This is a genomic window from Natronoarchaeum rubrum (assembly GCF_024494695.1).
On sequence record NZ_JANHDP010000008.1, the window covers coordinates 187,377 to 213,937 of the forward strand.

Below are 26,561 nucleotides of genomic sequence, written 5' to 3' on the forward strand. Positions count from 1 at the left end.
GCGAGGATGGCCACTGACTCCACGGACGACAACCCGCTCGCACAGACTCGCGAGGCGACCGGCGCCGATACGCTCCTCGCGGACGGGGCGGGCGAGCACCTCACCGCAGACGTGCTCGTCGTCGGGTCAGGCATCGCCGGCTGCGCCGCCGCGCTCGCGGCGGCCCGCGAGGGCGCCGACGTGCTCGTCGTGACGAAAGCCGAGCGTCCCGAGGACGCCAGCACCGACTGGGCCCAGGGCGGGATCGCTACCTCGCGGGACGATCCGGAGTCGTTCAAGCGCGACGTGATCGAGGCCAGCGCGGGCACCGCCGACCCCGACGCGGTCGACGTGCTCGTCGATGACGCCAACGACGCCGTCCACGACGTGTTGCTCGACACGCTCGACGTCGGCTTCGACACGAGCGCAGAGGACGCGGACGAGGCCGGAAACGACGGCTCCGAGGCGTTCGACTTCGCTCGCGAGGCCGCCCACTCCAAGGAACGGATCCTCCACGTCGACGCCTCGACGGGAACCCACATTCTCCGGCCGTTCCTCCAGTATCTCGACGACCACGAGCACGTGACGATCCTCGAGGACACGGCCGCGCTCGACCTGCTCACCCACGAGGGGCGCGTGCACGGCGCCCAGCTCGATCGGACGCCGTCGGGCGAGCGCGCGCCGACGGGCTATCCCGTCTTCGCGGGCGCGACGATCCTCGCGACCGGCGGCGTCGGCGCGCTGTACCCGCGGTCGACGAACCCACCGGGTGCGACCGGCGACGGCGTCGCGATGGCGGCGCTGGCCGGCGCCGACGTCGAGGACGTGGAGTACGTGCAGTTCCACCCGACGGCGTTCGATCCGGACGCCGGTGCCGAGCGCGGCGACGCCGCAGGCGAGGACGCCACTGCTGGCGAGCACAAGCCGACGTTCCTGATCAGCGAGGCGGTCCGCGGCGAGGGCGCCCTGCTCCGGAACGGCGCTGGAGAGCGGTTCATGCCCGAGTACCACGAAGACGCCGAACTCGCACCACGGGATGTTGTCGCCCGCGCGGTCCAGCGCGAGCGCGAGGCGACCGGCGAGGTCGTGCTAGACGTCGAGCCGATCGATTTCGCGAGCGAGTTTCCCGATCTCGCGAGCGAGTGCGAGGATCGCGGCGTCGACTGGCCCGAGGGCATCCCCGTCGCGCCCTGCGAGCACTTTCTCTGTGGCGGCGTCGCCGTCGACGACCGCGGCCGAACGAGCCTGGATCGGCTGTTCGCGGTCGGCGAGTGCGCGCGCACCGGCGTCCACGGCGCCAACCGGCTGGCCAGCACCAGCCTGCTCGAAGGGCTGGTCTGGGGGCTGCGCGCCGGCGAGACGTCGGTCGGCGTCGAACCCGAGGTCGTCGAGGCGCCGGACCTGCTGGACAGCGATCCCGCGCTCCCCGATCGGTTCGCCGCCGAGAAGTTTACCCGCCTGCGTCGGGTGATGGACGAGCACGTCGGACTCCGCCGCGATCCGGAGGGCCTCCGGCGCGCGGCCGCCGTGCTCCGACGGCTCAAGGGCGAGGTCGACGCCTACGTCCGGACGCGAACCGCACGGGACCTCTACGAGCTTCGCAACGCCAGCGTCACCGCCTTGCTGATCGCGCGGGCGGCCGCCGAGAACCCCGAGTCGGTGGGCTGTCACTATCTCGTGGAGGCCGACGCGCCTGACACCGCCTCGCAAGCGGGCGCGGACGACTGAGATGCCCGTCACCGACCGCCAGGTCGAGCGCTGGTTGCGCGAGGATCTGGGCCATCACGACGTGACCAACGACGTCCCCGGCGAGACGACGGGCCGGCTCGTCGCGAAAGAGCGCGGCGTCGTCGCGGGCATCGAGGCGGCGACGGCCGTCTTGGAGTACCTCGGCGTCGGCGTCCTCGACGCCGCGGCGGACGGCGACCGGATCGAGCCGGGCGACGCCGTGCTCCGGGTCGAGGGCGACGCGCAGGACGTGCTGCGAGCCGAGCGCGTCGCGGTGAACGTCGCCGGCCACGCCTCCGGCGTCGCGACGAAGACGCGCGCGGCGGTCGACGCGGCAAGATCCGAGTCCGACGGCGTCGAGATCGCCGCCACGCGCAAGACCACGCCGGGACTGCGCGGCGTCGAGAAGCGCGCGGTCGTCGCCGGCGGCGGCGACACCCACCGGCTCGACCTCTCGCACATGGTGATGGTGAAGGACAACCACGTCGCCGAGATGGGCATGGCGGAGGCCGTCGCGCACTTCCGCGAGAAAGCGTCGTTCGCGACGAAGATCGACGTCGAGGTCGAGACGCCCGAGGACGCGCCGCGGGCCGCCGACGCTGGCGCCGACATCGTCCTGCTCGATAACATGACGCCCGCCGAGACGGGCGAGGCCGTCGATCTGCTGCGCGAGGTCGACCCGGATGTCCTCGCGGAGGCCTCGGGCGGCATCACCGTCGAGACGGTGCCCGAGTACGCGCGGACGGGCGTCGACGTGATCTCGATGGGTTCGCTGACACACAGCGCGCCGACGCTGGATCTATCCTTCCGGACGGGCCGTCGGTCCTGACTCGATCCCTGTCGTTTGTTACCGTTTGACATCCCTTTCGCCTTTCGCGACAAACAGTACTCACGAGTACCGCCGGACGCGGCCGGCGATCGGGGCGTCGGCGCGGCAAAACTTACTCCGACGTCGCGGCATCCTCTCCGAATACCGAACCGTATTCGCACGACGTGAGAGGGACGCTACTCTCGAACGGTCGTCTGCAACTAACTGGAGAGGCGTCGTGCGTCCGCTCATGCAGCGACGCAACCTGCTACGGACGGTCGGCATCGCATCGGCACTCGGGACGGGGTCGACGGGGACGCTCGCGGCCCAGTCCGGCGACGGAGCACAGAACGACGGCGGAGGGGAGTGTGCGCTCCCGGACTGCATCCATCCGACGCTGGGGTACTCCGGACTGGCCGGCGAGAGCGCGGACTCGCTCCCCGACGGCCTCCAGCCGGACCACGAGGTCGCCCTGGAGACGCGAGCGGGCGGAGAAGGAGGCGGTAGCGGGGAGGGGACCGGCGGCGCCGGCGGAGGCGAGAGCGGGAACGGCGGATCGGGCGGGAATGAAGCTCCTCAGCCGCCCGAGAGCGCAGAGGAGCTCCCCGATTTCGTCTTCGAACCGACGGGTCTGGCCGTCGAGTCCGGCGACGTGGTCCGGTTCACGCTCGCGGCGCCGGACCACACTGTGACGTCGTACCATCCGGTGCTCGGGCGCCAGCGCCGCGTGCCGGAGGGCGTCCCGCCGTTCTCGTCGCCGGTGCTGGGCGCCGAGACGTTCTGGCTGTACCGCTTCGACGAACCGGGCGTCTACGACGTCCTCTGTGCGCCACACGAAATTTTCGGGATGGTCGGCAGGATCGTCGTCGACGGCGGCGAGGCGAACTTCGGGGAGGAAGCGTACCCCGCACAGCGCGGGCCGGAGTTCACCGCGGCGACCGTCTTCGACGACGACGCGCTCGCCCCGACGAACATCGTCGAGACGGGCACGGTGAGCTGGGACGATCTCGCCGACGAGAGCAAGGCCATGCAGATCGAGTTCGCCGAAACGCCCGATGGGGGCGCTCAGGAAGGCGATGGTGACGGCGGAGATGGCTCCGGCGGGGACGGCGACGTGAGCGTCGGCGACGAACAACTCGAAGACGGCGCGCTGGAGATCACCGAACACGAGTTCGTGGTCGAGGAGGGGATACTCGGCGGCGTAACGGTCGAGGGAATCGTCGAGAACACCGGCGACGAGAGCTACAACAGCGTCGAGGTGCTGGTGACGGTGTACGACGAAGAGGGCAACCAGCTCGATCAGTACTTCGATATCACGTCCGACCTGTCAGGAGGCGACAGCTGGCAGTTCGAGGTCGTTCCGCTCGAAGAAGCGGGCGAGATCGCCGAGTACGACATCGCGGTGGAAGGAACTCAGTTCTGAGGCATCCAACCACGGGGTGTCGTTTTTTGTCGTGCAAGCGGTAACGATCGGTGGACGGGCGACGCGCCCCGCGATCCGCCGCGCGCAGTCGACCGGACGCGAGACGATGACCGAACTAGATCGTTCCCCCGAGACGATAGCACCCCTCGACCAGTCGGTGCTGGCGCGCTTCGAGCGCCCGCGCGTCGAGGAGCCGGTCCGGCTAGCCGTGCTGGCCGACGCCCATCTCGCGACGCGCGCCGAGGGGTCCTGGAAAGCGCTCCACCGCACCGAAGCCGCGCTCGAACGCGCGATCGCGGACGTGAACGATCGGGGCGTCGACGGCGTGCTCGTCGCCGGTGATCTCACGAAAGACGGCGAGGCGCGCAACTTCGACCGGTACGAGCAACTGATCGGACGCCTCGACGCGCCGACCGCGACGATCCCGGGCAACCACGACGTCCCGAAGGCGGAACTCGACCACCGGGTGATGCCGGTCGAGAGGTTTACCGAGCGGTTCTGCGAGAACGGGCTGCCCGCCCGCCGGTCGTTCGGCGGCGTCGACGTACTCACCCTGAACACCGCGACGCACCCGCACGGCCGCCTTCGCACGTCGCACGACGGCGTGGTCGGAGCGCGCCAGCGCCGGTGGCTCGACGACGCGCTGGCCGACGCCGAGACGCCGATCGTTCTGGGGCACCACCCCGTGCTGTCCCTCCCCGAGCACGAACAGTTCTCTCGGAGCCACTTCACGCTGCGCGACGCCGACGCGACGCTCGACGCGCTCGCTCGTCACGACGTTCCGCTGGTGTTCTCGGGCCACCACCACCTGCCGGCGACGAACCGCGAGCGCGGCGTCCGCGAGGTGATCGCGCCCGCGCTGTGCTCGTACCCGCGCGCGTACCTGCTCGCGGAGGTCGGCCCCGAGGGCACGACGATCCGATTCGTCCCCGTCGAGACGCCGACGGGCGCCGTCGACGTGCGCGTCCACGGCGCGGGCGGGAATCGGGTCGGCCGCAAAGTGACGGAGTGGGCCGAGCGTCGACTCGCCGCGTTTCCGCTCGTCGACGAGCGGGGAGGCGAGTGAGATGCCGTCCGGCGACGCTGACGCCGAACAGCGAACGCCGAAGGGGACGTCCCGCCGGACGATGCTGCGCTCGATCGGCGCGTTGGGCGTGCTCGGCGCGGTCGACGCCGGGCGCTGGGTCGGCCCGTGGAACCGTCCCTTCACCGTGCTCCGAACGCCGGCGTCGACGCGGCTGGCGGACGTCGGGACGCCGGAGGAGCGCGAAGCGCAGTCCGACGCGGACGCAGCGGCGTCCGGACGCCGATCGCTGGGCGATGATCCGGAGCTGGCCGTCGAGCGCGTCCCGACACCGACGGCCGCGCTGTCGGGGCTCGTCGATGGGCGCGCCGCGGCGGCGGAGCTCGATCCTCTCGCCGCGCTGCTGGCCGAGCGAGCCGGCATCGGCACCGTCGCGCTGCGGGCGACCGACGAGCGCCTGAACGATAGCGACGGTCGACGCGTCGAGAGCGTCCTCGCGACCGCTCGCGGGGATATCGCTGGCATCGAGGACCTGCGCGACCGGAGCGTCGTGCTCGGCGACCCGCTCTGTGGCATCGACTCGCTGTACCCGCTCGGGACGATCGAGGACGCTCTCGGCGACGACGCCGCGCTCCAGTGGGTCGACAGCGGGAGCGCGACAGGCGTTGCGGAGGACGCCGCGGCCGTCGGAACGACCGCGACTGCAGCCGACCGGGCCGGCCTGCGCACGGTCGCGATCGCCGGTGATCTTTCCCGACCGGTCGTCGTCGCGAGCGCCGCGATGCCCCGGGTCGAGCGCGAGCGGTTCGTCGACGCCGCGCGCGCCGTCGCGTCGGACCGAGAAGGGTGGTTCGGGACCGTCAGCCGGGTCGACGCCGACGCGCTGGACGCCGTCGCGGAGCGGGCCGCCGCACTGGGCGTCCGCCTCGACGCGCTGTAGGGCAGGTTGCCGGAATCGCCGATCCGGCGACGCGGCGAGAAGTATAATCCGACGCCCAACAGACGCTTACGGCCCGCACCGTGGTGTGTGCTCCTGCAATGCTCTCGATCACAGTACGACGCCGGAGGGCCGACGGATGACCGATCTCGGCTACGCGCTCATCAGCGAGGAGCACGGCCCGGACGCGCTGGTCGACAACGCGGTCCGCGCGGAGGAGGTCGGCTTCGAGTACGCGACGATCTCGGATCACTTCCACCCGTGGACGAGCACGCAGGGCGAGAGCCCGTTCGTCTGGAGCACGATCGGCGCCATCGCGCGCGAGACGGAGGAGATCGAACTGGGAACCGCGGTGACCTGCCCGACGGGGCGGATCCACCCCGCGATCGTCGCGCAGGCCGCCGCGACCGCCGCGACGATGCTGCCCGATCGATTCTTCCTCGGCCTCGGCACCGGAGAGGCGCTCAACGAGCACGTCGTCGGGGAGCACTGGCCGCCCCACCACGTCCGCCTGGAGAAGCTCGTCGAGGCCGTCGACGTGATCCGGACGCTCTGGGACGGCGGCATGCACAGTCACGACGGCGAGCACTTCACGGTCGAGAACGCCCAGCTGTTCACGCTGCCCGACGACCCGCCGCCGCTCTATCTGGCCGCCGACGGGGAGTCGAGCGGGCGGGCGGCGGCCGACGTGGGCGACGGAATCATCAGCACGGCGCCGCGCGAGGGCGTCGTCGACACGTACGCCGAGAGCGCGGACGATCCCGGCCCGAAGCACGGCCAGCTGACGGTCTGCTGGGCCGAGACCGAGGACGAAGCGATCGAAACCGCCTACGAGCAGTGGCCCAACACTGCGCTGGCGGGCGAACTCACCCAGTTGCTCCCGACGCCGACACACTTCGAGCAGGCCTGTGGGATGGTCGAGAAAGAGGACGTCGCCGAAAAGGTCGTCGCCGGCGACGACGCCGACGAGTACATCGAGCAGATCGAGCAGTTCGAGGACGCGGGGTACGATCGCGTCCACGTCCACCAGATCGGCCCCGATCAGGAGGGGTTCCTGGAGTTCGCGCGCGAAGAGATTCTTCCGTCGTTCTGATCGGTGGCCGACCCGCCGCTGGGGCCGACGCCGCGGACGCTGCGGACGTCGATCGGTGGCCGGCGGTCCAGCCGGTCCGACCGTTTATACCGGATGCCGCGGCGAGAGTCCCCATGCCAACGTACGAGGCGTTCCTGTCGGACGACCGGGCGATCGAGGGGCTACCGATCAGACTCGTGGTCGCGATCGTCGTCGGCGTCGCCAGCCTCAGCATCATGATGTCGATGCTCGGCGGCATCGGGACGCTCGGATCGACGGAGCTGGACGCACAGCCCGAACAAGAAGTGATCGACGCCGACGACCGGACGCTCGGCGTGACCGTCGTCGACGAGAGCGGCGAGCCGGTCGAGGGCGCGACGGTCGTCGTCGACGGCGACTCCGCACAGCTCGACGAGATCGCGACCGGCACCTCGGGCGAGGACGGGACGGCGTCGGTCGAAATCGACCCCGAACTCCGCGAGAATCAGGACCGGGGCACGCTGCAGATCGACATCAAGCCGCCCAGCGGCACCGACTTCCAGGATAAGCGACAGAACACAGAGGTGCTAGTCGTCGACCGGTAGGCGGCGTCAGCACGTCGGGTCGTCCGGCGGCGGCCGGACCGTCGCGCGACGCCGCTGCCCGATCAGCGATCCTCCCAGTCGATCCAGTCGCGCTGCCAGCCGTGGCGGGACTCGGCTTCGCGGCGGGCGCGCTCGCGATCCTCGCGAGCCGTTCGGTTGCGCTCGACCGCGTCGACCTGCTCGCCGTCGACCAGCAGCGGCGCGAACGCCACGCCGCCGAGTTCTTCGGCCTCGCCGTCGGCGTCGAACGCGGTGAGCGACTGCTCGCTGGCGCCCCGCGGCAACACCAGCCGGCCGTCCTCGGCCAACTGGTCGAGCAAGGCATCGGGCGGCCGGACGGCGGCGGCTTCCAGCAGGATTCGGTCGTAGGGCGCGTACTCGGGCAGTCCGTCGGCGCCGTCGCGGCGGTCGACCAGCACCTCGCCGTAGCCGGCGTCCGCGAGGTTGCTTCTAGCTTCGAGCACGAGGGGACGTGCGATATCGAGGGCGTGGACGTTGCGGGGACCGGCGATCTCGGCTGCGACGGCGGCGGTGTAGCCGACGCCCGCGCCGACGATCAGCACCGACTGTTCCGATTCGACGTCGAGCGCTTCGAGCAGTCGCGCCGCCGTGCTCGGGGCGAGAATTCGCGTCCCGAGGCGCTGATGGCTGGTGTCGGCGTACGCGCCGCGATCGTCCTCCACGAACTCGTGGCGCGGGACCTCCCGCATCGCCACGCTCACCTGATCGCTGCGGACGACCGCCTTTGCCTCGTGTTCGAGGCTGTCGACCATGTCGTCGCGCAGCACCGCGGGTTCCATGTTTCAGGCGACGGTCCGGACGGTTAAGAATCGCGCGGCTGCTCGAGGTTGGCTGGCCTGCTATCGCAAGGAAGCACGGAGCAATCGGGCGAACGGCACCGCTCCGCGGGTGAGCAGCTGCGCGCTGACGCCGCGGTTCATCCGCGCATCTGCACGAACCTGACGCCGCCACGGTCCTCGACGTCGAACTCGCCGTCGGATCGCTTGCGGTACCGCTGCAACGTCTGGCTACGCGTACCGATCGGCGCCAGCGCGACGCCGCCCTCGCGCAGCTGTTCGCCGACGGCGTCGGGGAACTCGCGGGCAGCGCAGGTCAGGTACGCCGCATCGTAGGGGGCGTGCTCGGGCCAGCCCTCGCGCCCGTCGCCGACGCGGACCGAAACGTCACCGTAGCCGAGTTCGGCGAGCGTCTCGCGGGCTCGATCCGCGAGATCATCGCTGTACTCGACGCTGTAGACGTGCTCGGGACCGACGGCCTCGGCGGTGACCGCGGCGTGGTAGCCACAGCCCGTGCCGACCTCGAGCACGTCGTCGCCCGGTGCGGCGTCGAGCAACTCGACCATGATGCCGACCATGTGTGGCGCGCTGATCGTCTGGTCGTCGCCGATCGGCAGCGGGCGGTCGGCGTAGGCGTTCCCGCGGCGCCCCTCGGGGACGAACTCGTGACGCGGCACCGCGCGAAGGGCGTCGAGCGTCGCCTCGTCGGTGACCCGGTCGCTCTCCGCGAGTCGGTCGACCATCCGGTCGCGTCGGACCTCGAACGAGTCGTCGGGAGCGTCGTCGGAGCCGAACATGGATAGCAGGCGTCGGATGGTGCGGGGGAGTCGCACGATTCGAGCGAGTTGGCCCCTAGATCGTGGAACCGCCTTACCAGGCCGACCAGGCGGTCGTCGACTCGTCGCGAACGTACAGTCGCTTCACGTCCTTGGCGGTCGCCGAGTCGCCGGGGTGGTCGAGCTTGTCGTGGTTGTAGCCGACGGCGTCGTCGCGGACGTAGATCCCCTCGACGGTGAACTCTTCGCCGCCGAGCTCGTCGGTGGCGTCGACCGTGAACTCGTAGTCGCCGGGGACCTGCAGCGTGACGCTGCGGGTGTCGTCTCGCTTCCCGTCTTTCGGATGAATCGTCGCGTTGACGCCGACGTTGCCCACCGCGCGCGTCCAGATCGTGTCGACGTCCTCGGCGGTCGCTCCCTCGACGCGTCCGCCGGTGTCGAGTTCGAGGCTGGTGATCCGGACGGTCATGATCGCCTCCTCCGTGTCGAGGACGAACTCCTCGCCGACGGCGAGCGTCTCGTCGGCCGGCGGCTCGGCCGTCGCGGTGAACGATTCGCCTTCCTGAGAGACGACGACGTTCCGCTGGACCGTGGTGTCGCGCTCGATCTTCGTCTTGTGGACGTGATCGCACTCCGTGCATCGTACCGTCGCCTGGCCGCCGTCCTTGAGCAACTCGTGGACCGTCTCGACGTCCGGCGAACACGAGGGGCACGCGGCGGCCACGCGCTCCGCAGTCTCAGTCATACTGGTGTGGTAGCGCCCCCGAGCGTATAAGCAGTGGGAGTGACGGGCGGCGATAGCCGGCGAACGTCGACAGCGAGAGCGTGCCGGGACAACAAGCGGAGGCTCTGTGATAGGTTTGCGCTGCCGACGCGTCGCCGGCAAGCCTTCCCAGTCCGATAGCACTTTTACCGCAAGAGGAGCACCCTACCAGTATGGCTCGAAACGATTTCCAGCAGCAACTCGCTGACCTGGAGGAAGACGTACTGTACATGAGCGAACTCGTCCTCGAACGGCTCCGCAAGGGACTCGACGCGCTCGAACAGAAAGACCGCGAGACCGCCCGAGAGGTCATCGAGGGCGACCACGAGATCAACCAGCTGTATCTCGAACTCGAACAGGACTGCATCGACCTGCTCGCGCTCCAGCAGCCCGTCGCGAGCGACCTGCGCTTTATCGCCTCGTCGTTCAAGATCATCACCGACCTCGAGCGCGTCGGCGACCTCGCGACGAACCTGGCGGAGTACTCGCTGAACGCTTACGAGGACGTGTTTCCAGAAGTCGACGTGCAGGCGATCGGGGCGCTGACCCACGACATGATCGAGGACGCGATGGCCGCCTACGCCGAGCGCGACACCGACGCCTGCCGAGCGATCGCGGCGGGCGACGACGAGCTCGACGAGCTGTGCGAGCAGGCCAGCCAGACCGTCGTTCGGGACCTGATCGAGCGCGAACTCGACGCGCCCGAGGACGAGGAGATCGAGGAGCTGCTCAACGACGTTTCGCGGCTGCTCCTGACGATCCGGGACCTCGAACGCGTCGGCGACCACGCGGTCAACATCTCCGCGCGGACGCTGTACATGGTCGAGAGCGACGACGAACTGATCTACTGAGAACGGTTACTGGCCGTCGTAGCGCCACGTCTCGCCGCCCCAGCGCGGATCGACGACGCCCGGCAGATCGCCCAGCCGGTCGCTGACAGTTTCCCACCACGAGTCGGGGTCGTCGTACCCCGCCGCGTGAGAGGGGTAGACGTCGCGCTTGAACTCCGCCTCCTCCAGCTCTTCTTCCTCGCGCAACCGATCGAAGGCGGCGCGGACGGCGTCCCGGCGCCAGTCGCACATCATCTGGCTGATGCCGGGCATCTCCATGTCCTTCAACAGTTCGTCGACGCGCTCGTCGATCGGGCGGTCGTCGCTCTCGGCGCCGGCGAACGTCGCGCGCGGCCGAAACCACACCGTCAGCGGCGGCTCATCGCGCACCTGTTTGCGCCGGAGCTCGCCCGCTCGACAGAGCGCGTCGAGCTTGCTGCGCGCCTCGTACTCGGTCGTCGCGATGGCGTCGGCGATCTCGGCGGCGGTGCGTGGCTCGGCGCCGTCGAACTCGGTCAGCAGCTCCTCGTCGGGGACCTCCTCGACGAACTGGCCCCAGCTGCGATCGTCGTTGTCGCTCATGGGTCGACCTCTCCGGACGGCATCATTTTTTCCTTTCTCGGCGGTCGGTAATGTAGTTGTGGGTGGTCGGCGGGGAGACCATCGGTCGACAGCCGACACCGATTTGACGGTCCCCCGCAAAAGCGCGGGTGATGACCGACGACGAGTCGACGTTCGAAGCGATCCCGGGCGAGGGAATGGAAGCTGAGGACGCCCACGCCCCGCTGGACGTTGAGGCGGCGTTCGACGACGTGACAGTCGTCATCCCGTCCGCGCGGGAGGACAACTACACCCTGCAGAGCCTGCCCGAGTTCGTCGACTACGTCGTGGCGCGCGACGAGGGGCTCAACGTCGCTCGGAACCGCGGAATCGAGCGAGCCGAGGGCGACTGGATCGTCCTCGCCGACGACGACATCACCTTTCCGACTCGTCTGACCGCGATCCTGATCGACTCGATGCACCCGGGACAGCTCGTCGGACTCGAAGACTTCTGGCCGATGGACTGGGTGATCGGCCGGTTCATGATCTTCCACCGTTCGCTGTGGGAGCGCGCCGGCGGCTTCGACGAGCGGCGGCCCCACGGCGGCGACACGGACTTCGCCGTCAGCTGCGAGAAAGCGGGCGCGACGACGCTCCGCCTCCCGCGCAACGCCATCCCGCACCACGACGCCGAATCGTCGTTCTCGACGTCGAGCCACGCCGAGTGGCTGTGGTACCTGCTGCGCCGGCATCCGCTGGCGATCGCCCCGAAAGCCGTCAAGCTGGGGCTGTCGAACCTCGGCGTCCTATCGCCCGAACCGGATCGCAAAGAGTATCCTGACGACTGGCAAAGCCAGATCTACCGCCGACCCTCCGAGGACCGCAACTCATGACCGATCCAAACGTTCTGCTGATCGTGATGGACAGCGTTCGGGCCGCGAACACGAGTCTCCACGGCCACGAACACGAGACGACGCCGTTTCTCGAACGGTTCGCCGACCGAGCGACGGTGTACGACCAGGCCCGGAGTCCGGGCACGTGGAGCCTCCCCAGCCACACCAGCATCTTCACCGGGCTGCACGTGATGGAACACGGCGTCACGCGCGCTCGCCACCAGCTGCGACCGGGCTACACGATCTTCGAGGAACTGGGCGACGAACACGAGTACGCGACCGGCGTTTTTTCGGAGAACACCTGGATCACCGACATGCCGGTGGGGCTCAGAGACACCTTCGACACCGTCGAGGGCGCTCGCAACCTGCCGTTCCCGGACGCCGTCGATCCCTCGAACTTCGTGCTCTCGGAGGGACAGGGCAAGTACGGCGCGTTCCTCAAACACTGTCTGGACCGCGACGACACCGCCAAATCGATGGTCAACGGCGCGTTCACGAAGCTCGCGTGGGACTTCCCCCGCTTGCTGCCGGACCGGTTCACGTCGAGCACGCCGGCCCGCGTGTACGGCGATCTATTTCTCGACTGGGAGGCCGACCGCGACGGGCCGTGGGCAGCCTGCGTGAACTTCATGGACGGCCACCTACCCTATCTCCCCGACGAGGAACACGACCAGTGGGGCGGCGGGAAGCTCCGCTCGCTGCAGGACGAGATGGACGACCAGGTCTGGGAGTTCAACGGCGGCCAGCGCCCCTGGTGGCAGCGCAAGGCGCTCGAAGGGCTGTACGACGGGACGATCCGCCAGATGGACGCCGAACTCGAGCGCGTGCTGACGACGCTCGAAGAGCGGGGGAGCCTGGAAGACACGCTCGTCGTGATCACGAGCGACCACGGCGAAGGGTTCGGTGAGCCGAGTCGCATCAGGCCCGACGCCCGCGTCGCGGCCCACGGCGCCGGAATCCACGAGGTACTGACCCACGTCCCGCTGGTGGTGCAGTTCCCCGGACAGGACGCCGGAGCGAAAGTCGAGGATCCGGCGTCGCTCACCGAGTTCCCGTCGGTCGTCCGCGACGCGCTGGACGCCGATGCGACGCGGGACGACGGATCGTTCGTCCCTGAGGGCCCCGTGATCGTCTCCTCGCACGGCCTCGAGGAACCGATGGAGGAGCGTGCACGACGATACACCGGCGAACTCCACCGGTTCAACGGCGACTGTCGGGCGGTGTACGAGGGAAGCGGTCACGACGTGACCAAGTTCCTCTCGTGGCGCGACCGGCGCGCGACGATCGCCGTGAACGACGCGAAGTCGTCCTACAGGTCCAGCGACACCGACGACGGGCGCGTCGACGAGGCGTTCGCGGATATCGACGATCGGAGCGTTCGCGAGGACTCGGACGGCATCGAGGAGGTCGACGAGGCGACGAAGCAGCGACTGGAGGATCTGGGGTACGCGTAGCGGCCCGCCGACCCGGCAGTCGGACTGGGCGCCGACCGCGATCCGCCTGAGCGGGAATACAGCATTTAAATATCTGGCCGCGCCCCCCTCCAGTATGCAGTCCTCGCCCGACGAACGCCCAAACATTCTCCTGGTGGTTCTCGACAGCGTTCGGGCGTCGAACACCTCGTTGCACCGACACGACAACGAGACGACGCCGTTTCTCGAACAGTTCGCCGACGAAGCCACCTGGTACACGCAGGCGCGATCGCCCGGAACCGAGAGCCTCTCCAGCCACACCAGCATCTTCACCGGACTGGACGTCCGCGAGCACGGCATCACCGACCGTCGACAGCGGCTCGAACCGGGCCACACCGTCTGGGAACGCCTGTCTGACGACGGGTACGAGACCGGCGTCTTCTCGAACAACCCGTTTCTGACGGAGTTGCCGGTCGGGCTCGACGGAACCTTCGATCACGTCTGCGGCCGCCGACAGGAACAGCCCTACCCCGACGCCGTCAACCCGAAAAACTTCGTGATCGACGCCGCCGACAGGGGGCCGCGGAAGTACGTCGACTTCGTTCGCGAAGCGGTGGACAACGGACGCGTCGCGGAATCGCTGTTGAACGGGCTGTCGTTCAAGCTCGACGGCTCGCACGAGAAACTGCTCCCGACGTTTCTGGAACCCGACTCGTCGGCCGAACAGTACGCCGACCAGTTTCTGGCGTGGCAACGGGACCGGGAGGGCCCCTGGGCGGCGTGTGTCAACTTCATGGACGCCCACTACCCCTACGAGCCCGGGCCGGAACACGACCGCTGGGGCGGCGACGAGCTTCGCAGGATCCAGCGGCAGATCGAGGATCAGGCGTGGGAGTTCGTGGCCGGCGACCGGCCCTGGGGCGAGCGTCACGCGATCGAAGCGCTCTACGACGGCGCGATTCGGCGCATGGACGCCGCCGTCGAACGGATCGTCAGCGGGCTTCGGGAGGCCGACGAGCTCGAGGAGACGATGATCGTCGTCACGGCGGATCACGGTGAAGGGTTCGGGGAGCGAAGCCGCGTCAGGCGCGAGGCGAGGGGAGTCGGGCACGGAAACGGAGGGATACCCGAGTCGGTGCTTCACGTCCCGCTGCTCGTGAAATATCCGGGACAGGAGGAGGAACGTCGGTGCGACAGCCTGACCTCGCTGACCGAGTTTCCGTCGGCCGTCGACGCCGCGCTGGAGCGAGACGCCGACGCCGACTCGTTCTTGCCGTCCCGGGAGCGAGTCATCTGTTCGACCGACGGCGTCGACCCGGACACGGCCGAGCGCGCACGAGAGTACTGCGGGTCGATCGAACCCTACGACGAGCCCGCCGACGCGGTCTACGAGGCCGATGACGGGACGGTCCGCAAACACGTTCGCTGGGGCGACGAACGCCGAACAGTGCGCGTTCGAGATGCGCACTCCGCGTGGATCGAGCCGGACGGGGATCTGGATGTCGACGCCGTCCTCGCCGAACTATCGGACGCCGACGTGCGCGACGCGCCCGGCGAGGAGGTAGGCGCCGAGGTGGCCGAGCGCCTCGAGGATCTGGGGTACGCGTGACTCGCCGTGACGGTAGCGGAGAACGTATAAACCGACGTCAGAGTGATGTAGGTATGGACGCGGGCCCGACGTACTCCATCGCCGTCTGCAACTACAACATGGCGGAGACGCTGGAGCGAGCCCTCCGAAGCATGATCGAGCAGGTCGACCCCGACCGCTTCGAGGTCGTCGTCGTCGACGGGGGCTCCAGCGACGGCAGCCGGGAGATTCTCCGAGAACTGTCCGAGGAGTACGACAATCTCCGTGCGGTGCTGGATCGCGCCGACGAGTGCGACCACCTGGGCGGCGATCGCAACATCTCCTTCGAGGAGGCGGAGGGCGAGTACGTCCTCGAATCGCTCGACACGGACGACCGGTACTTCGAGGGGATCATCGAGGACTTCGTCGACATCTACCACCGGCTGGAAGCCGAGATCGACACCCAGTTTTTCCTCTCGGGGACCGGCATCAACATGGCGCCCCGCGAACTCCTGCTGGAGGTTCCCTACTACGACCTCGGTGGGGCGGAGGACCGTGACTTCTGGCGTCGGCTGTTCGCTCGCGACGCGCTCGTCTGGCTCGACCACGGCCCCGTCTCGGAGGAGATCGGGTATCACATGTCGTTTACCGACGAAATTCGGCGCGATCTCCACGGGAAGGTCTGTGATTTCCAGTCGGGGATCTCGCTGCCGTCGGCGCTGCGATGGTCGCTGTACCACGAACGACAGTTCATCCTGGAGCGGGACCGGGGACCGATCCAGAACACGTTGAAGAAGCCCTACGACTTCGCGTCGCACCTGTACGCCTATCTGAAAGCCCGAAACCTGGAACAGCACGAGGCGCCGCCCGAGTTCCGCGAGAAGGGAGCGCTCGAACGACACATTGCACGAGAACGGGCCACGCTGCCGGAGCTCGCCGAGCGGTTCGACTTCGACGTCGACCCCGCCGAGTTCAGCGAGGCCGGGCGACGAGCGTACTTGGGAGAATGAGCGGCGAGGACACCCACGAACTCGATCTCGGTCGCGAGGCGATGGTTGGCTTCGCGTCGAACGCCGCGATGATGGCGTTCGGCTTCGCCGGGGTCGTGCTGTTCGCGCGGGTGCTGGGCCCCGCCGGCCTCGGCGCCTACTATCTCGTCCTGGCAGGGGGACGTACTCTCTCACAGCTCAGCAACGGCGTCGGCGCGGCGGTGAAAAAACGGGCGAGCGAGGCGGACACCGACCCGCGAGCGTTCCTCGGCGTCGGGCTGCTGGCACACCTCGCGGTGTCGGTCGCCGTCGCCGTCCTCGCCGTGCTCTTCGGGCCGCTGATCGAACGGGTCGTCGACGTGCCCCGACTCGCGGTGAGCGTGTCGGCGATCGTGTTCAGCCTCGGTCTGTTCCAGATCTGTAACGAGCTGTACGCCGGGATCGGGAAACCGGGCTACGCGTCGTGGGCCGACACCGTCCGGTCGATGCTGACGCTGCTGCTGCAGGTCGCGTTCATCCTGCTAGACTGGGGACCGTTCGGGCTCGTCGTCGCCTTCGCCGCGGCCAGTTTTATCTCCGGCGTCGGCGTCTGGGTCGCCTCAGGCGTCGTGCCGCGACTACCGTCGCGCGAGACCGTCGAATCGACCGCTACGTACGCTCGCTGGAGCGTTCCAGATAATATAGTTAGTGACCTATACGGCCGTGCAGATATCATCATCGTGGGTATATTCGCAGGGAATACTGCAGTGGGGTTCTACGAGACTGCGGTCAGACTGGTCCAGCCCGGAGCGTTCTTCGCGACATCGATTAGTGGTCCCTTGACGGTGAAAGTGAGCGGCTTGTCCTCTCGTAACCACAAGATTATTCCGGATCTCAAGAATGCGATGTCATACGCGGGACTGCTTGCGGTCCCGATTTTCTTCGGAGCGACGGCGATGTCTACCGAGATCATGCAAACAGTCTTTGGTAGTGAGTTCACCGGTGCTGGATCAGCACTCATCGGCCTTGCCGTCTTCCAGATCCTCAATGGATATGCGAAACCATTTGAATCGGTGATTAGCGGCTCCGATCGGATTCGCCTGCAGTTCGGCGTGTCGGTGGTCGTCGTTGTGGTTCATCTACCTCTCGCGATAGCCTTGGGGAGCATCTATGGACTTGAAGGAGTTATTGCGTCTACAGTTTTTGCAGAGGTACTCAGGCTTTCCGCATACCAACTGCTCACAAGACGGCTGTTTAAGGAGTTCGTCGCACCGCGTCCAGTTGCTGCTCAACTCGTTTCGGGCGCCCTCATGGGCATACTAGTATTCGTCGTAGTCGAGACGATAGTCGCTATTCGGGGGTGGCCATCGTTGCTCTTACTTGTCGCTGTCGGAGCGACGGTGTACTTTACGGCGCTTGGGATGATAAGCAGTCACTTCCGAGTCACGCTAAATAACGTTCTCCGCCCCGTAGTAAATTACTCAGAATAACAGAAGTAGACTACCGACCGATTGCTTGATTGGTGTGGACTCGAATATTCTGAATGACCAATGAATCAGTCGCAACAAAACAATATCGTTCTCCTCTGTTTGGATTCGGTTCGCAAAGACTATTTTGAGGAGTATGCAACCAGATTACGCCAGATTTCAGACATAGAGTTTCTTCAGTGCCGAGCTGCCAGTGGGTGGTCAGTGCCAAGCCATGCTTCGATGCTGACAGGAACTCTCCCTCACCAACATGGAGTACACGCCTATAACCGAAACTTTTCGGAGCTCACGCGAGAGGATACGTTCCTCAAAGACCTGCCGGACCACCGCGCCCTCGGAGCGTCCGCAAATGTATACGCCAGCGAGGCTTTTGGCTTCGACGGCCCATTCGATGAGTATCGATCAGTTTCTCCAGATCGCCGGTTCCCTGAAGGAATGGACGTTGAGCGTTGGGGACAGCAGTGTAATAAAACTGGGATCAACCGGTATGTAGCGTTCATCCGTGCCGCGCTGGCTCACGAACACCAGTTCGCTAGCCTCGCGAACGGCGCGTTTACCGAACTCGCAAATCGCCTTGACAATGCACCGCTCCCCTCGCCGTTCGATGACGGGGCACGAGTTGTTTCGAAGGAAGTGAGAAGCCTCATCGACCAGAATAAAGAGCCGTTTTTTATGTTTGCAAACCTCATGGACGCCCACGGCCCGTTCAATCACGTCCTGAGCTACGATCGATCCTTGTATGACGTTCCACTATCTTGGAATTCTGGGAAGTACAGCACCCATAAGCTCAATACGGAGGGAATCACAGAGGATACGCACCACCACGTTGAACACACCCGAGAACTATATGTAGGTGCAGTTGACTACCTAGATCGGAAAGTTAGCGATCTGGTCAACTGGCTCAACGCCAACACGGAGCGCGAGACGGTCGTCGTCATCACTGCCGACCACGGCGAAAACTTAGGATTTGACGCCGACGAGGAACTGCTTGCTCACAGGGGCGTACTTACTGAAGGACTATTGCATGTTCCCCTAATTGTGGTGAATGCTCCCGACAGTTGGAAGGACATCGATCAGTCCCGATACGTATCCCATTGCTCACTAGGCGGGTTACTCGTCGGCCTCGCAAACGGCGAGGTGCCCGATATCACCGCCGACCGCGTCGCAGGCGAGCGGATCGGCTCGAATGTACCTGAAGCTGCAGACGAGGACGAGCGCGCCGAGTGGGACCGGATGATCCGCGTCGTCTACGACGGCGAGACGAAGTACGAGTGGGACTCGGCGGACGAGACGACCCGGTACCGGCTCGACGCCGAGCGGCCGAACTGGCAGGAGCCGACCGAGGGCGACGTGCCGGTCGAGGAGCTCGAAGCCGAGTTCTTCGACGAGCCCCTGGCCGAGTACAAACAGCGAGCCAGAAGCCGGAGCGAAGCCGCCGACGTCGACGACGTGATCGAGGATCGGCTCTCGGATCTCGGCTACGTCTAACGCGTCTGGACGCCGGAGGACCGCAGGACGCCACAGCACGAAGAGCATTTGAGCCTCCCCCTCCTGAGAGCCGACAATGCGTAACATCGTCCTCCTCTGTCTGGACACGGTCCGCAAGGACTACTTCGACGAGTACGCGCCCCGCTTGCGCGAGCGGGCCGATCTGGAGTTCTCGCAGTGCAGGGCGGCGAGTTCCTGGAGCGTCCCGAGCCACGCGTCGATGTTCACCGGCGAGCTTCCTCACCGTCACGGCATCCACACCCACAACCGGGACTTCTCCGAACTCGCCCGCGAGGACACGTTTCTGGCCGACCTCCCGGACCACCGCGCGGTCGGCGCCTCGGCGAACGTCTGGGCGGGCACCTCGTTCGGCTTCGACGCGCTGTTCGATTCCTTTTCGGACGTCTCGCCCGACAGGCGATTTCCCGCCGGCATCGACGTCGGGCAGTTCGGGCAGCGCTGCGACGCGACCGGCGTTCGGCGCCACGCCGCGTTCGTCCGCGAGGCGCTGGATCACGAGCATCCCGCGGCGAGCCTCGCGAACGGCGCGTTCGTCCAGATCGACGACTGGCTCTCGCGGCTCCCGGTGCCGAACCCGTTCGACGACGGCGCGGCGATCATCGCGCGCGAGGCCCGCTCGCAGGTCGACGACGGCCCGGAGCCGTTCTTCCTGTTCGCGAACTTCATGGACGCCCACGGACCGCTCCACCACGTCAGGGGGTACGACCGGTCGCTGCACGACGCGCCGCTGTCGTGGACCTCGGAGGACGTCGACTTCGGAACCGCCGTCGAGGCCGACGATCGAGAGCAGATCGAGCGGTACACCGACCTGTACGGCGCGTCGATCGACTACCTCGATCGGCAAGTGTGTGACCTGATCGACTGGCTCGACGCGAACACCGACCGCGAGACGACGGTCGTCGTCACCGCCGACCACGGCGACAACATGGGGACGGCGGTCGACGGCGGCCGCTGGGGCCACGTCGAGAGCACGCTCACGGAGGGGCTGTTGCACGTCCCGCTACTCGTCGTGAACGCGCCCGAGGAGTTCGACGCCGTCGACGAGTCGCGCTACGTCTCCCACTGCTCGCTCCCCGAGTTGCTCGTCGGCCTCGCGAACGGCGAGGTGCCAGACGTGACCGCAGACCGGATCGCCGCCGAGCGGATCGGGCACAGCGGGCGGCTCAGCGACATCGACGACCACCGCGACACCGAAGCGGACAGTCTGGTGCGCGCCGTCTACGAGGACGACCGCAAGCACCTGTGGGGGAGCGGCGACGACCGAACGGTCTTCCGGCTGGATCCCGAGCGGGCGTGTTGGGAGGAGCCGACCCAGGACTCGTTCGATCCCGACCGCTTCGCAGAGATGTTCGACGTTCCTGCGGGCGAGTACAAGGACCGCGCCGCCGCCGGCGACGAAGAGATGGATGTCGACGGAACGATTCAGGACCGGCTGGCCGATCTCGGGTACCTGTCGTAGATCCCTGGCTCCGAGAGGCGCGATGCCATCACTCGGACCGGTACAGCCGTTCGAGATCGTCGACGACGCCGTCCCACGTCGGGAGCGTCGTCGGGTCGGGCGTTCGCGTCGCCGCCTCCCGGATCGCCGCCGCGACCGACTCGGGGTCGACGTCGCGCGCACCGACGCAATCCGGGCGGTCGGTCCAGTCCGCGAGCGCGCCCTCGGCGAGGACAGCGCAGGGCGTCCCGGCGGCCAGCGCCTCGCCGACCGAGAGTCCGAACGCCTCGAACGACGACATCGTCGCGTAAGCGTCGGCGCCGGCGTACAGCCCCGGAAGCTCGTCGTCGGGCACGTAGCCCAGCAGTTTCACGCGGTCGGCGACGCCCGCCTCGGCCGCCGCCGCGCGGAGATCGTCGGCGTAGGGACCGCTGCCGGCGACGAGGAGATCGTACTCGGGGAGCTCCGGCAGCGCGCGGACGACGTGCTGGACGCCCTTGTACTCCTCCAGACGACCGACCGTGAGCAGGTACGGTCGGTCGCGCTCCCGCGGAGCGGCGCCGCGGAATCGCTCGACGTCGATCCCGTTGGGAATCACCGTCGCGTCGACGCCGAAGTCCTCGCGTAGCAGGTCGCGCTCGTGATCGCCGACCGCGACGACGGCGTCCGCGCGATCGAGCGCCCGGCGGCCGAGCGTTCGGTAGACGGTCAGCAACCGATCGCGAACCGCGCTCGCGCTGCCGCCGTGGTAGTGGGTCGTCGCGACGAACCGCTCGTCGTCGACGGCCAGCGCGGCGAACAGCAGCGGCAGCGAGTGGTAGTTGTGCGCGTGAACGACGTCGGCGTCGACGTTCCTGACGCTCCGGACCACGCCCGGCGCGACGTGGAACGCCCCGCCCGGAGCGACGCCGCGATGGCGCCGCACGGCGACGCCGTTCCGGGTTTCCGCGGTCGACACGTCGTCTCCGGCGTCGGCCGTCGCGACCGTCACGTCGTGACCGCGCTCGGCGAGACGTTCGCTGATCTCCCTGACGTGCGTCTCGACGCCGCCGGTTTGGGGAGGGTACCGCGGGACGACCTGGAGAATCCTCACTCGAACGCCTCCCGGGACTCGCGGTCGATCTCCCAGGTGCCCGAAACGTCGCCGGTCACCAGCTGGACGGCGCCGACCAGCAGCGACACCTGCGCGTCGACGACGGCGTGGAGCGGCTGGAGCGGGCCGAGCAGGTCGCGCTGGCCGAGCCAGAACGCCGCGGCGCCGACGGCCGGCAGCGCGAGGCCGGGCAGCCCGGCGACGCTCAGCGCGGCGGCCGTCGACAGCGCGGCGGCCAGCACGGCGAGCCACGGCGAGACGATCATGAACCACCAGTTGAAGGGGAGTACGGCACGTCCGTACTTTCCGTATCGGCCGAGCATGTCGCGGTTGCGCACGAGCGCCTGCACGAGTCCCAGCGCGCGCCGGTCCTTTCGCTTGCGGCGCGCGCCGAACGCGGAGACGCCGGACTCGGCGAAGCGGAGGGCGGGATCCATCACGACGCGTCCGCCAGCACGGCGGATCGCGACGGCGATCGACGTGTCGTCGGCGATCGTGTCCGGCGGGATCGGCGCGAACGCCTCGCGTCGGAACGCGAAGCAGGGGCCGTGGGCGATGAAGGCCGAATCGAGGCGCGTCTCCAGGGACTGGATCCGCGCGAGCATGTCCCGGTAGTCGCGTTCCACGTCGCTGTCGCCGATCACGTCGGCCTGCCGACCGGTGACGGCGTCGACCCGATCGTCGGCGAGGGTCGCGACGGCCTCGCGCAAGACGTCGGGCGCGAGTTCGGCGTCGCAGTCGGTCCGAAAGACGACCTCGCCGTCGGCCGCCCGGATCGCGTCGTTGACGGCGCTCGCGACGCCGCGGCGTTCTTCCTCCTCGATCAGCGTCAGCTCGGGGGCCTCGCGGTCCGCGAAGAACGCTCGGACGCGATCTGGCGTCGCGTCGTCGCTGGAGTCGACGACGACGATCTCGACGCGGTCCATCGGGTAGTCGAGATCGCAGAGGCGCTCCAGTTTCCCCTCGACGATCCGCTCCTCGTCGTAGGTCGGGAGGACGACGCTGACGGTCGGTTCGTACTCGGGATCTTTCTCGACGGCCGATCCCGAGGGACGATACAGGGCGTACAGCGCGAGAAACGCCGCGTACGGCAGCCCGGCCACCGCGACGACGAGCAGCGCCGCGCCCACGAGCGGGTGCATGTCCCCAAGAAGCCAGTCACCGACTAAAGCTTCTGTGAACGATGATCGATAGGACCACTGACGAGACGTGATCGATCGGAAGTAGATCGTAGCGACGACTTAGCGGCGGGCTGTTCGCTCAAGCGCGCCTTACCGGCCGGTCAGAGCGCCGCGTCCGGGTCGTCCGCGTTCGCGCGCTCCATCGCGCGCTCGGCGTACCAGACCACCGAGAAGTCCTGCGGGCTCGGCAGCGCGCAGGCCGCCCACGCGACCGCGGCGGCGACGACGCGAGGATCGCCCGTCGCCAGCGGGTCCGGCAGGACGCCGAAGACGACCAGCGCGAACGGCGCCAGCAGCGCGAGCGGCATCAGCGCGGCGGCGCGCAGCCCCCACGCCGGCGCGTCGGCCGGAACGTTGCGGGGCCGCACCGACGCCCAGGTGCCCAGCAGGCTCGCCCGGAGCAGGCCGGCCGACTCGCGGTCGGTCAGCCAGCGGATCTCGCAGTCGACGCCGATCGCGCGCAGCGCGAGCGCGTGGGCGTACTCGTGGGCGACGGTGCCGACGCCGAGGGTGCAGAGCAGGACGGCGCCGACCGCGACGAGCGAGAACGGCGTCGACGCGAGCGAGAGAGGATCCATAGGACGGTCGTACTCGTCCGGGTAGCCGCGGTAGGACCGCTTTAAACTGTCGGTCCGGCGCCTCTTCCTCGGGATTCCGAGAGGTGCCGACGCTGAGGCGTCGGAAGTGTGACCTTACCGGCGATCGGCCCGCCGTCCGACCTACCGGACCGAACCGCGCCGGGGCGCGGGCGTGACGAACAGGCGAACGAAGGACGCGGAACACAACGTAGAAGGCGCCGACGCGTCGAGTGGCGGCATGGTCGGCAAAGTGGATCCGGAGACGCTGGCGCGGGTGCTCGCCGGAACCGGCGCGTCGAGCGCGGCGGTCGGCGTCGGTCCCGGATTCGGCGAGGATGCGGCGGCGATCGAGTTGGGCGACCGGACGCTCGTCGTGAGTTCTGACCCGATCTCGCTGGCGGCCGAGCGCATCGGTACGCTCGGCGTCCACGTCGCGTGCAACGACGTCGCGGCCAGCGGCGGCGACCCCGAGTGGCTGACGAGCGTCCTCCTGCTTCCCGGCGACGCCGACGACGCGACGATCGACGCCGTCGTCGCTGACCTCGACCGGGAGGCCGCCGCGCTCGACGCGACGATCGTCGGCGGCCACACCGAGTACGTCGATCAGCTGGAGCGCCCGTTGCTCTCGCTGACGGCGATCGGCACGACCGAGCGGTTCGTCTCCACCGGCGGCGCCGAACCCGGCGATCGCGTCGTGCTGACGAAGGGCGCCGGCATCGAGGCGACCGCGATCCTCGCGACGGACTTCGCCGACGAACTCGATCTCCCGGCCGACGCCGTCGACGCCGCGGCGTCCTTTTTCGAGTCGATCAGCGTGGTTCCCGAGTCCCGCATCCTCCGCGAGCACGCCACGGCGATGCACGACCCCACGGAGGGCGGCGTGCTGGGCGGGCTGGTCGAGCTGGCCCGCGCCGCCGAGGTGGGTATCGAACTGGAGCGAACGGCAGTCCCCGTGCGCGAGGAAACCGAACTGGTCTGCGACGCGATGGGCGTCGACCCCCTGCGGACGTTCGGCTCGGGCGCGCTGCTGGCGACGCTGCCCGCCGACCGCGTCGACGACGCGCTGGCCGCGCTCGACGACGCCGGGATCGAGGGGGCGGCGATCGGCCGGGTCGTCGAGAGTGAGCGACCCGGAGTCGATCTCGACGGGGAACAGTTCGAGGAGCCGCCCCGGGACGAGCTGTACCCGCTCTGGGAGTAGTGCGGTGACGCCGGGGGCGGAATCAGCTCGCCGAACGCGTCGGCAACCGAACTAGACGAGCACGCCGGCAAACCGAATCAGCTGGCGCGAACGAACTTCTCGCGGCGCGTCGACGACCGAATCGCATGTCGGCAGTCAAAATCATCAAGGTACTCGGCACGTCAGAGGAATCGTTCCACGACGCGACCCAGGAAGCCGTCCGCGAGGCGTCCCGGACGATCGAGGACGTTCACGGCGTCGAGATAGAGGACCAGACCGCGTCGGTCGAGGACGGCGAGATCACCCAGTACAAGACGACCGTCGAGGTGGCGTTCCCGGTCAAGCACGGCGGAGAGTGACGCCGCGTCCGGGCGGTACGCAGGCCAGCACGATCAGACCAGCACGCGTTCTAGCGCGACGACGACACCGCTATCGGAATCCGGATCGCCGATCAGTCGGCCGAGACAGACCGCGGCGTCGTCTGGCGTGAAACAAGCGACCAGCGGAGCCTCGTCGCGCGCCTCCGCTGTGGCGTCGGCCGCCGCGTCCGGTGCGGCGTCCGAATCGATCGAGAGCACGCCCGGCGCGTACACTGGCGCGCCCTCGGCAACCTCGCGCGCCGCGCTCTCGGCGATCGTCACGTGCGGGAGGTGATCGAGCGCGCGCTCGGCCGGCTCGACGACCTCGCGCAGCGGCGCCTCGTCGCCCTCCTCGAGGAACGCCAGCGCGTCGACCAGATCGTGCATCGTGTGCATGTCTCTGTCGTCGAAGGGATCGGTCGCGGTCCGACGCAGGTCGCCCATGTGCGCGCCGGTGCCCAGCGCCAGCCCGAGATCGTGACAGAGCTTTCGGACGTACGTGCCGCTCTCGCAGCGAATTTTCAGAAGCGCCTGCCGATCGCGGATCTCCAGCAGGTCGAGGTCGTAGATCTCGCGCGTGCGCAGGCGGCGGGTCACCGCGCTCTTGCGCGGCGGCTTCTGGTAGAGATCGCCCTCGAAGCTGTCGACCACGGCCTCGGCGTCCCGCGGCGCGTCGTCGTGGAGTTCCAGCACCGCGACGTACTCCTTGCTCCCCTCCAGAAACACCTGCGCGAGGCGGGTCGCGTCGCCCAGCAGCACCGGGAGACAGCCCGTCACTTTGGGATCGAGCGTGCCGGCGTGGGCCGCGGCCCACTCGCCGGCGGAATCGTCGGGTTCGACGTGCTCGCCGGTCGCGTCGCGTACCCAGCCCGAGACCTGGTGGGCAGAGGGGCCGGGCGGCTTGTCGAGATTGACGACGCCGAACGCGAGCAGCTCGGCGGGCGAGCGTTCGTCGGGCGGGCCGCGGATCATAGTGGGGACTCTCGCATCTCAGAAGTCGTAGTCGACGCCGGTGATCGGCGTCTTGCCCTCGTCCTCGTCGGGGTCGTAGCGCTCGACGGCGTCGACGACCAGCGACGGGACGGCCGACTCGCCCCAGCGGGCGGTGTTGACCGTCAGGTCGTAGATCGAGAGGTCCTCGATGTCGATGTCGTAGTACTCCAGGTAGCGCTGGCGCTCGCTCGCGGCGCGCTCTTTGGTCTCGTCGAGCGCCTGCGCGACGGGTTTGTCCTCGCGATCGGCGATCCGGCGCGCGCGAACCTCGATCGGCGCGTCGAGCCAGATGCGTACGTCGGCCTCGTCGGCGGCGAGCCAGCCGGCGAGTCGGGATTCGAGCACGACATCGTCGCGCTCGCCGGCGACCTCCTGGAGCCGTCGGTCGAGGTCGCGATCGATCTGGGGGTCCTGCTCCGCGAGCTCGTTGAACTCCGCGAGCGTGTGGCCTCGCTCGTCGGCGAGCTGGCGGAAGATGTCGCCCCCGCTGACGTGCTCTACGTCGAACGCCTCCGCGAGCGCGGCGGCGGTCGTGGACTTTCCGGCGCCGGGCGGGCCGGAAACGGTCAGTAACATACACACACTGAGCGACTGGCGCTAAAAGAGGTTTTGAACTCGGGCGGGAAGATGCGAACCGCAGGA

General features: G+C 68.1%; 26 protein-coding genes. 17 read left to right on the forward strand and 9 right to left on the reverse strand.

The features are described 5' to 3' along the window. Nucleotides 1–6: 6 nt before the first annotated feature. The 7 genes from NO931_RS19065 to NO931_RS19095 all read left to right on the forward strand — a co-directional run bounded on the left by NO931_RS19065 (nucleotide 7) and on the right by NO931_RS19095 (nucleotide 7,555). Nucleotides 7–1,707, forward strand: coding sequence for an L-aspartate oxidase (locus NO931_RS19065; protein ID WP_256393951.1), 1,701 nt, complete (start codon nucleotides 7–9; stop codon nucleotides 1,705–1,707). 1 nt (nucleotide 1,708) lies between these two features. Beyond that, nucleotides 1,709–2,536 (forward strand): carboxylating nicotinate-nucleotide diphosphorylase, encoded by an 828-nt coding sequence (gene nadC, locus NO931_RS19070; RefSeq protein ID WP_256393952.1) that lies wholly within the window; start codon nucleotides 1,709–1,711, stop codon nucleotides 2,534–2,536. A gap of 229 nt (nucleotides 2,537–2,765) precedes the next feature. Further along, nucleotides 2,766–3,938, forward strand: a complete 1,173-nt coding sequence (locus NO931_RS19075) for an FxLYD domain-containing protein (RefSeq protein ID WP_256393953.1) — start codon at nucleotides 2,766–2,768, stop codon at nucleotides 3,936–3,938. Nucleotides 3,939–4,044: 106 nt separating this feature from the next. Continuing rightward, nucleotides 4,045–5,004, forward strand: a complete 960-nt coding sequence (locus NO931_RS19080; protein WP_256393954.1) for a metallophosphoesterase family protein — start codon at nucleotides 4,045–4,047, stop codon at nucleotides 5,002–5,004. A gap of 1 nt (nucleotide 5,005) precedes the next feature. After that, nucleotides 5,006–5,902 carry a PhnD/SsuA/transferrin family substrate-binding protein gene (locus NO931_RS19085; protein ID WP_256393955.1) on the forward strand — a complete coding sequence of 299 codons (897 nt, stop codon included), beginning with the start codon at nucleotides 5,006–5,008 and terminating at the stop codon, nucleotides 5,900–5,902. A 136-nt stretch (nucleotides 5,903–6,038) separates the two neighbouring features. Continuing rightward, on the forward strand, nucleotides 6,039–6,992 hold the full coding sequence (locus NO931_RS19090; RefSeq protein ID WP_256393956.1) for a TIGR03557 family F420-dependent LLM class oxidoreductase: 954 nt from the start codon (nucleotides 6,039–6,041) through the stop codon (nucleotides 6,990–6,992). Nucleotides 6,993–7,105: 113 nt separating this feature from the next. After that, nucleotides 7,106–7,555 carry a DUF7382 domain-containing protein gene (locus NO931_RS19095; RefSeq protein ID WP_256393957.1) on the forward strand — a complete coding sequence of 150 codons (450 nt, stop codon included), beginning with the start codon at nucleotides 7,106–7,108 and terminating at the stop codon, nucleotides 7,553–7,555. Between the two features lie 62 nt (nucleotides 7,556–7,617). Here the strand turns inward: NO931_RS19095 and NO931_RS19100 are convergent, their stop codons facing one another. The 3 genes from NO931_RS19100 to NO931_RS19110 all read right to left on the reverse strand — a co-directional run bounded on the left by NO931_RS19100 (nucleotide 7,618) and on the right by NO931_RS19110 (nucleotide 9,873). Next, entirely contained in the window at nucleotides 7,618–8,355 is a 738-nt protein-coding gene (locus tag NO931_RS19100; protein WP_256393958.1) for a protein-L-isoaspartate O-methyltransferase family protein, read from the reverse strand. A 137-nt stretch (nucleotides 8,356–8,492) separates the two neighbouring features. Then, entirely contained in the window at nucleotides 8,493–9,158 is a 666-nt protein-coding gene (locus NO931_RS19105; RefSeq protein ID WP_375142087.1) for a protein-L-isoaspartate(D-aspartate) O-methyltransferase, read from the reverse strand. Nucleotides 9,159–9,222: 64 nt separating this feature from the next. Next, nucleotides 9,223–9,873, reverse strand: coding sequence for an HVO_0476 family zinc finger protein (locus NO931_RS19110; RefSeq protein WP_256393960.1), 651 nt, complete (start codon nucleotides 9,871–9,873; stop codon nucleotides 9,223–9,225). Between the two features lie 191 nt (nucleotides 9,874–10,064). Between NO931_RS19110 and phoU the strand changes: the two genes are divergently transcribed. Then, nucleotides 10,065–10,742 carry a phosphate signaling complex protein PhoU gene (gene phoU, locus NO931_RS19115; RefSeq protein ID WP_256393961.1) on the forward strand — a complete coding sequence of 226 codons (678 nt, stop codon included), beginning with the start codon at nucleotides 10,065–10,067 and terminating at the stop codon, nucleotides 10,740–10,742. A gap of 6 nt (nucleotides 10,743–10,748) precedes the next feature. On the opposite strand, the gene NO931_RS19120 is transcribed toward phoU, so the two are convergent. Beyond that, nucleotides 10,749–11,303, reverse strand: a complete 555-nt coding sequence (locus NO931_RS19120; RefSeq protein ID WP_256393962.1) for a FaeA/PapI family transcriptional regulator — start codon at nucleotides 11,301–11,303, stop codon at nucleotides 10,749–10,751. A 131-nt stretch (nucleotides 11,304–11,434) separates the two neighbouring features. Here NO931_RS19120 and NO931_RS19125 point away from each other — a divergent pair, with 131 nt between their 5' ends. From NO931_RS19125 to NO931_RS19155, 7 genes are all read left to right on the forward strand, one after another. Then, nucleotides 11,435–12,154, forward strand: coding sequence for a glycosyltransferase family 2 protein (locus NO931_RS19125; protein ID WP_256393963.1), 720 nt, complete (start codon nucleotides 11,435–11,437; stop codon nucleotides 12,152–12,154). Next, nucleotides 12,151–13,608 (forward strand): sulfatase, encoded by a 1,458-nt coding sequence (locus NO931_RS19130; protein WP_256393964.1) that lies wholly within the window; start codon nucleotides 12,151–12,153, stop codon nucleotides 13,606–13,608. The genes NO931_RS19125 and NO931_RS19130 overlap by 4 nt, the downstream gene beginning before the upstream one ends. 94 nt (nucleotides 13,609–13,702) lie before the next feature. After that, nucleotides 13,703–15,175 (forward strand): sulfatase, encoded by a 1,473-nt coding sequence (locus tag NO931_RS19135; RefSeq protein ID WP_256393965.1) that lies wholly within the window; start codon nucleotides 13,703–13,705, stop codon nucleotides 15,173–15,175. A gap of 53 nt (nucleotides 15,176–15,228) precedes the next feature. Next, complete coding sequence (locus NO931_RS19140; RefSeq protein ID WP_256393966.1) at nucleotides 15,229–16,143, forward strand: glycosyltransferase family 2 protein; 915 nt, start codon at nucleotides 15,229–15,231, stop codon at nucleotides 16,141–16,143. Then, on the forward strand, nucleotides 16,140–17,591 hold the full coding sequence (locus NO931_RS19145; protein ID WP_256393967.1) for a lipopolysaccharide biosynthesis protein: 1,452 nt from the start codon (nucleotides 16,140–16,142) through the stop codon (nucleotides 17,589–17,591). Before NO931_RS19140 ends, NO931_RS19145 begins: the two co-directional genes overlap by 4 nt. 60 nt (nucleotides 17,592–17,651) lie before the next feature. Next, on the forward strand, nucleotides 17,652–19,076 hold the full coding sequence (locus NO931_RS19150; protein ID WP_256393968.1) for a sulfatase-like hydrolase/transferase: 1,425 nt from the start codon (nucleotides 17,652–17,654) through the stop codon (nucleotides 19,074–19,076). Nucleotides 19,077–19,152: 76 nt separating this feature from the next. Continuing rightward, the gene (locus NO931_RS19155; RefSeq protein WP_256393969.1) at nucleotides 19,153–20,556 is read left to right on the forward strand and encodes a sulfatase-like hydrolase/transferase; all 1,404 of its coding nucleotides are present in this window, start codon (nucleotides 19,153–19,155) and stop codon (nucleotides 20,554–20,556) included. A gap of 28 nt (nucleotides 20,557–20,584) precedes the next feature. Here the strand turns inward: NO931_RS19155 and NO931_RS19160 are convergent, their stop codons facing one another. From NO931_RS19160 to NO931_RS19170, 3 genes are all read right to left on the reverse strand, one after another. Further along, a complete protein-coding gene (locus tag NO931_RS19160) occupies nucleotides 20,585–21,628 on the reverse strand; it encodes a glycosyltransferase family 4 protein (protein WP_256393970.1) in 1,044 nt (347 codons plus the stop codon). Next, entirely contained in the window at nucleotides 21,625–22,770 is a 1,146-nt protein-coding gene (locus NO931_RS19165; protein ID WP_256393971.1) for a glycosyltransferase, read from the reverse strand. The genes NO931_RS19160 and NO931_RS19165 overlap by 4 nt, the downstream gene beginning before the upstream one ends. A 140-nt stretch (nucleotides 22,771–22,910) precedes the next feature. After that, nucleotides 22,911–23,387: a hypothetical protein gene (locus tag NO931_RS19170; RefSeq protein WP_256393972.1), complete on the reverse strand. Its 477-nt coding sequence runs from the start codon at nucleotides 23,385–23,387 to the stop codon at nucleotides 22,911–22,913. 238 nt (nucleotides 23,388–23,625) lie between these two features. Between NO931_RS19170 and NO931_RS19175 the strand changes: the two genes are divergently transcribed. Next, nucleotides 23,626–24,588 carry an AIR synthase family protein gene (locus NO931_RS19175; RefSeq protein ID WP_256393973.1) on the forward strand — a complete coding sequence of 321 codons (963 nt, stop codon included), beginning with the start codon at nucleotides 23,626–23,628 and terminating at the stop codon, nucleotides 24,586–24,588. 125 nt (nucleotides 24,589–24,713) lie between these two features. After that, entirely contained in the window at nucleotides 24,714–24,926 is a 213-nt protein-coding gene (locus tag NO931_RS19180; RefSeq protein WP_256393974.1) for a dodecin family protein, read from the forward strand. Between the two features lie 33 nt (nucleotides 24,927–24,959). Here NO931_RS19180 and NO931_RS19185 read toward each other — a convergent pair whose 3' ends face one another. After that, a complete protein-coding gene (locus tag NO931_RS19185) occupies nucleotides 24,960–25,898 on the reverse strand; it encodes an RNA-guided pseudouridylation complex pseudouridine synthase subunit Cbf5 (RefSeq protein WP_256393975.1) in 939 nt (312 codons plus the stop codon). An 18-nt stretch (nucleotides 25,899–25,916) separates the two neighbouring features. Further along, nucleotides 25,917–26,495 (reverse strand): (d)CMP kinase, encoded by a 579-nt coding sequence (gene cmk, locus NO931_RS19190; RefSeq protein WP_256393976.1) that lies wholly within the window; start codon nucleotides 26,493–26,495, stop codon nucleotides 25,917–25,919. Nucleotides 26,496–26,561 lie beyond the last annotated feature (66 nt).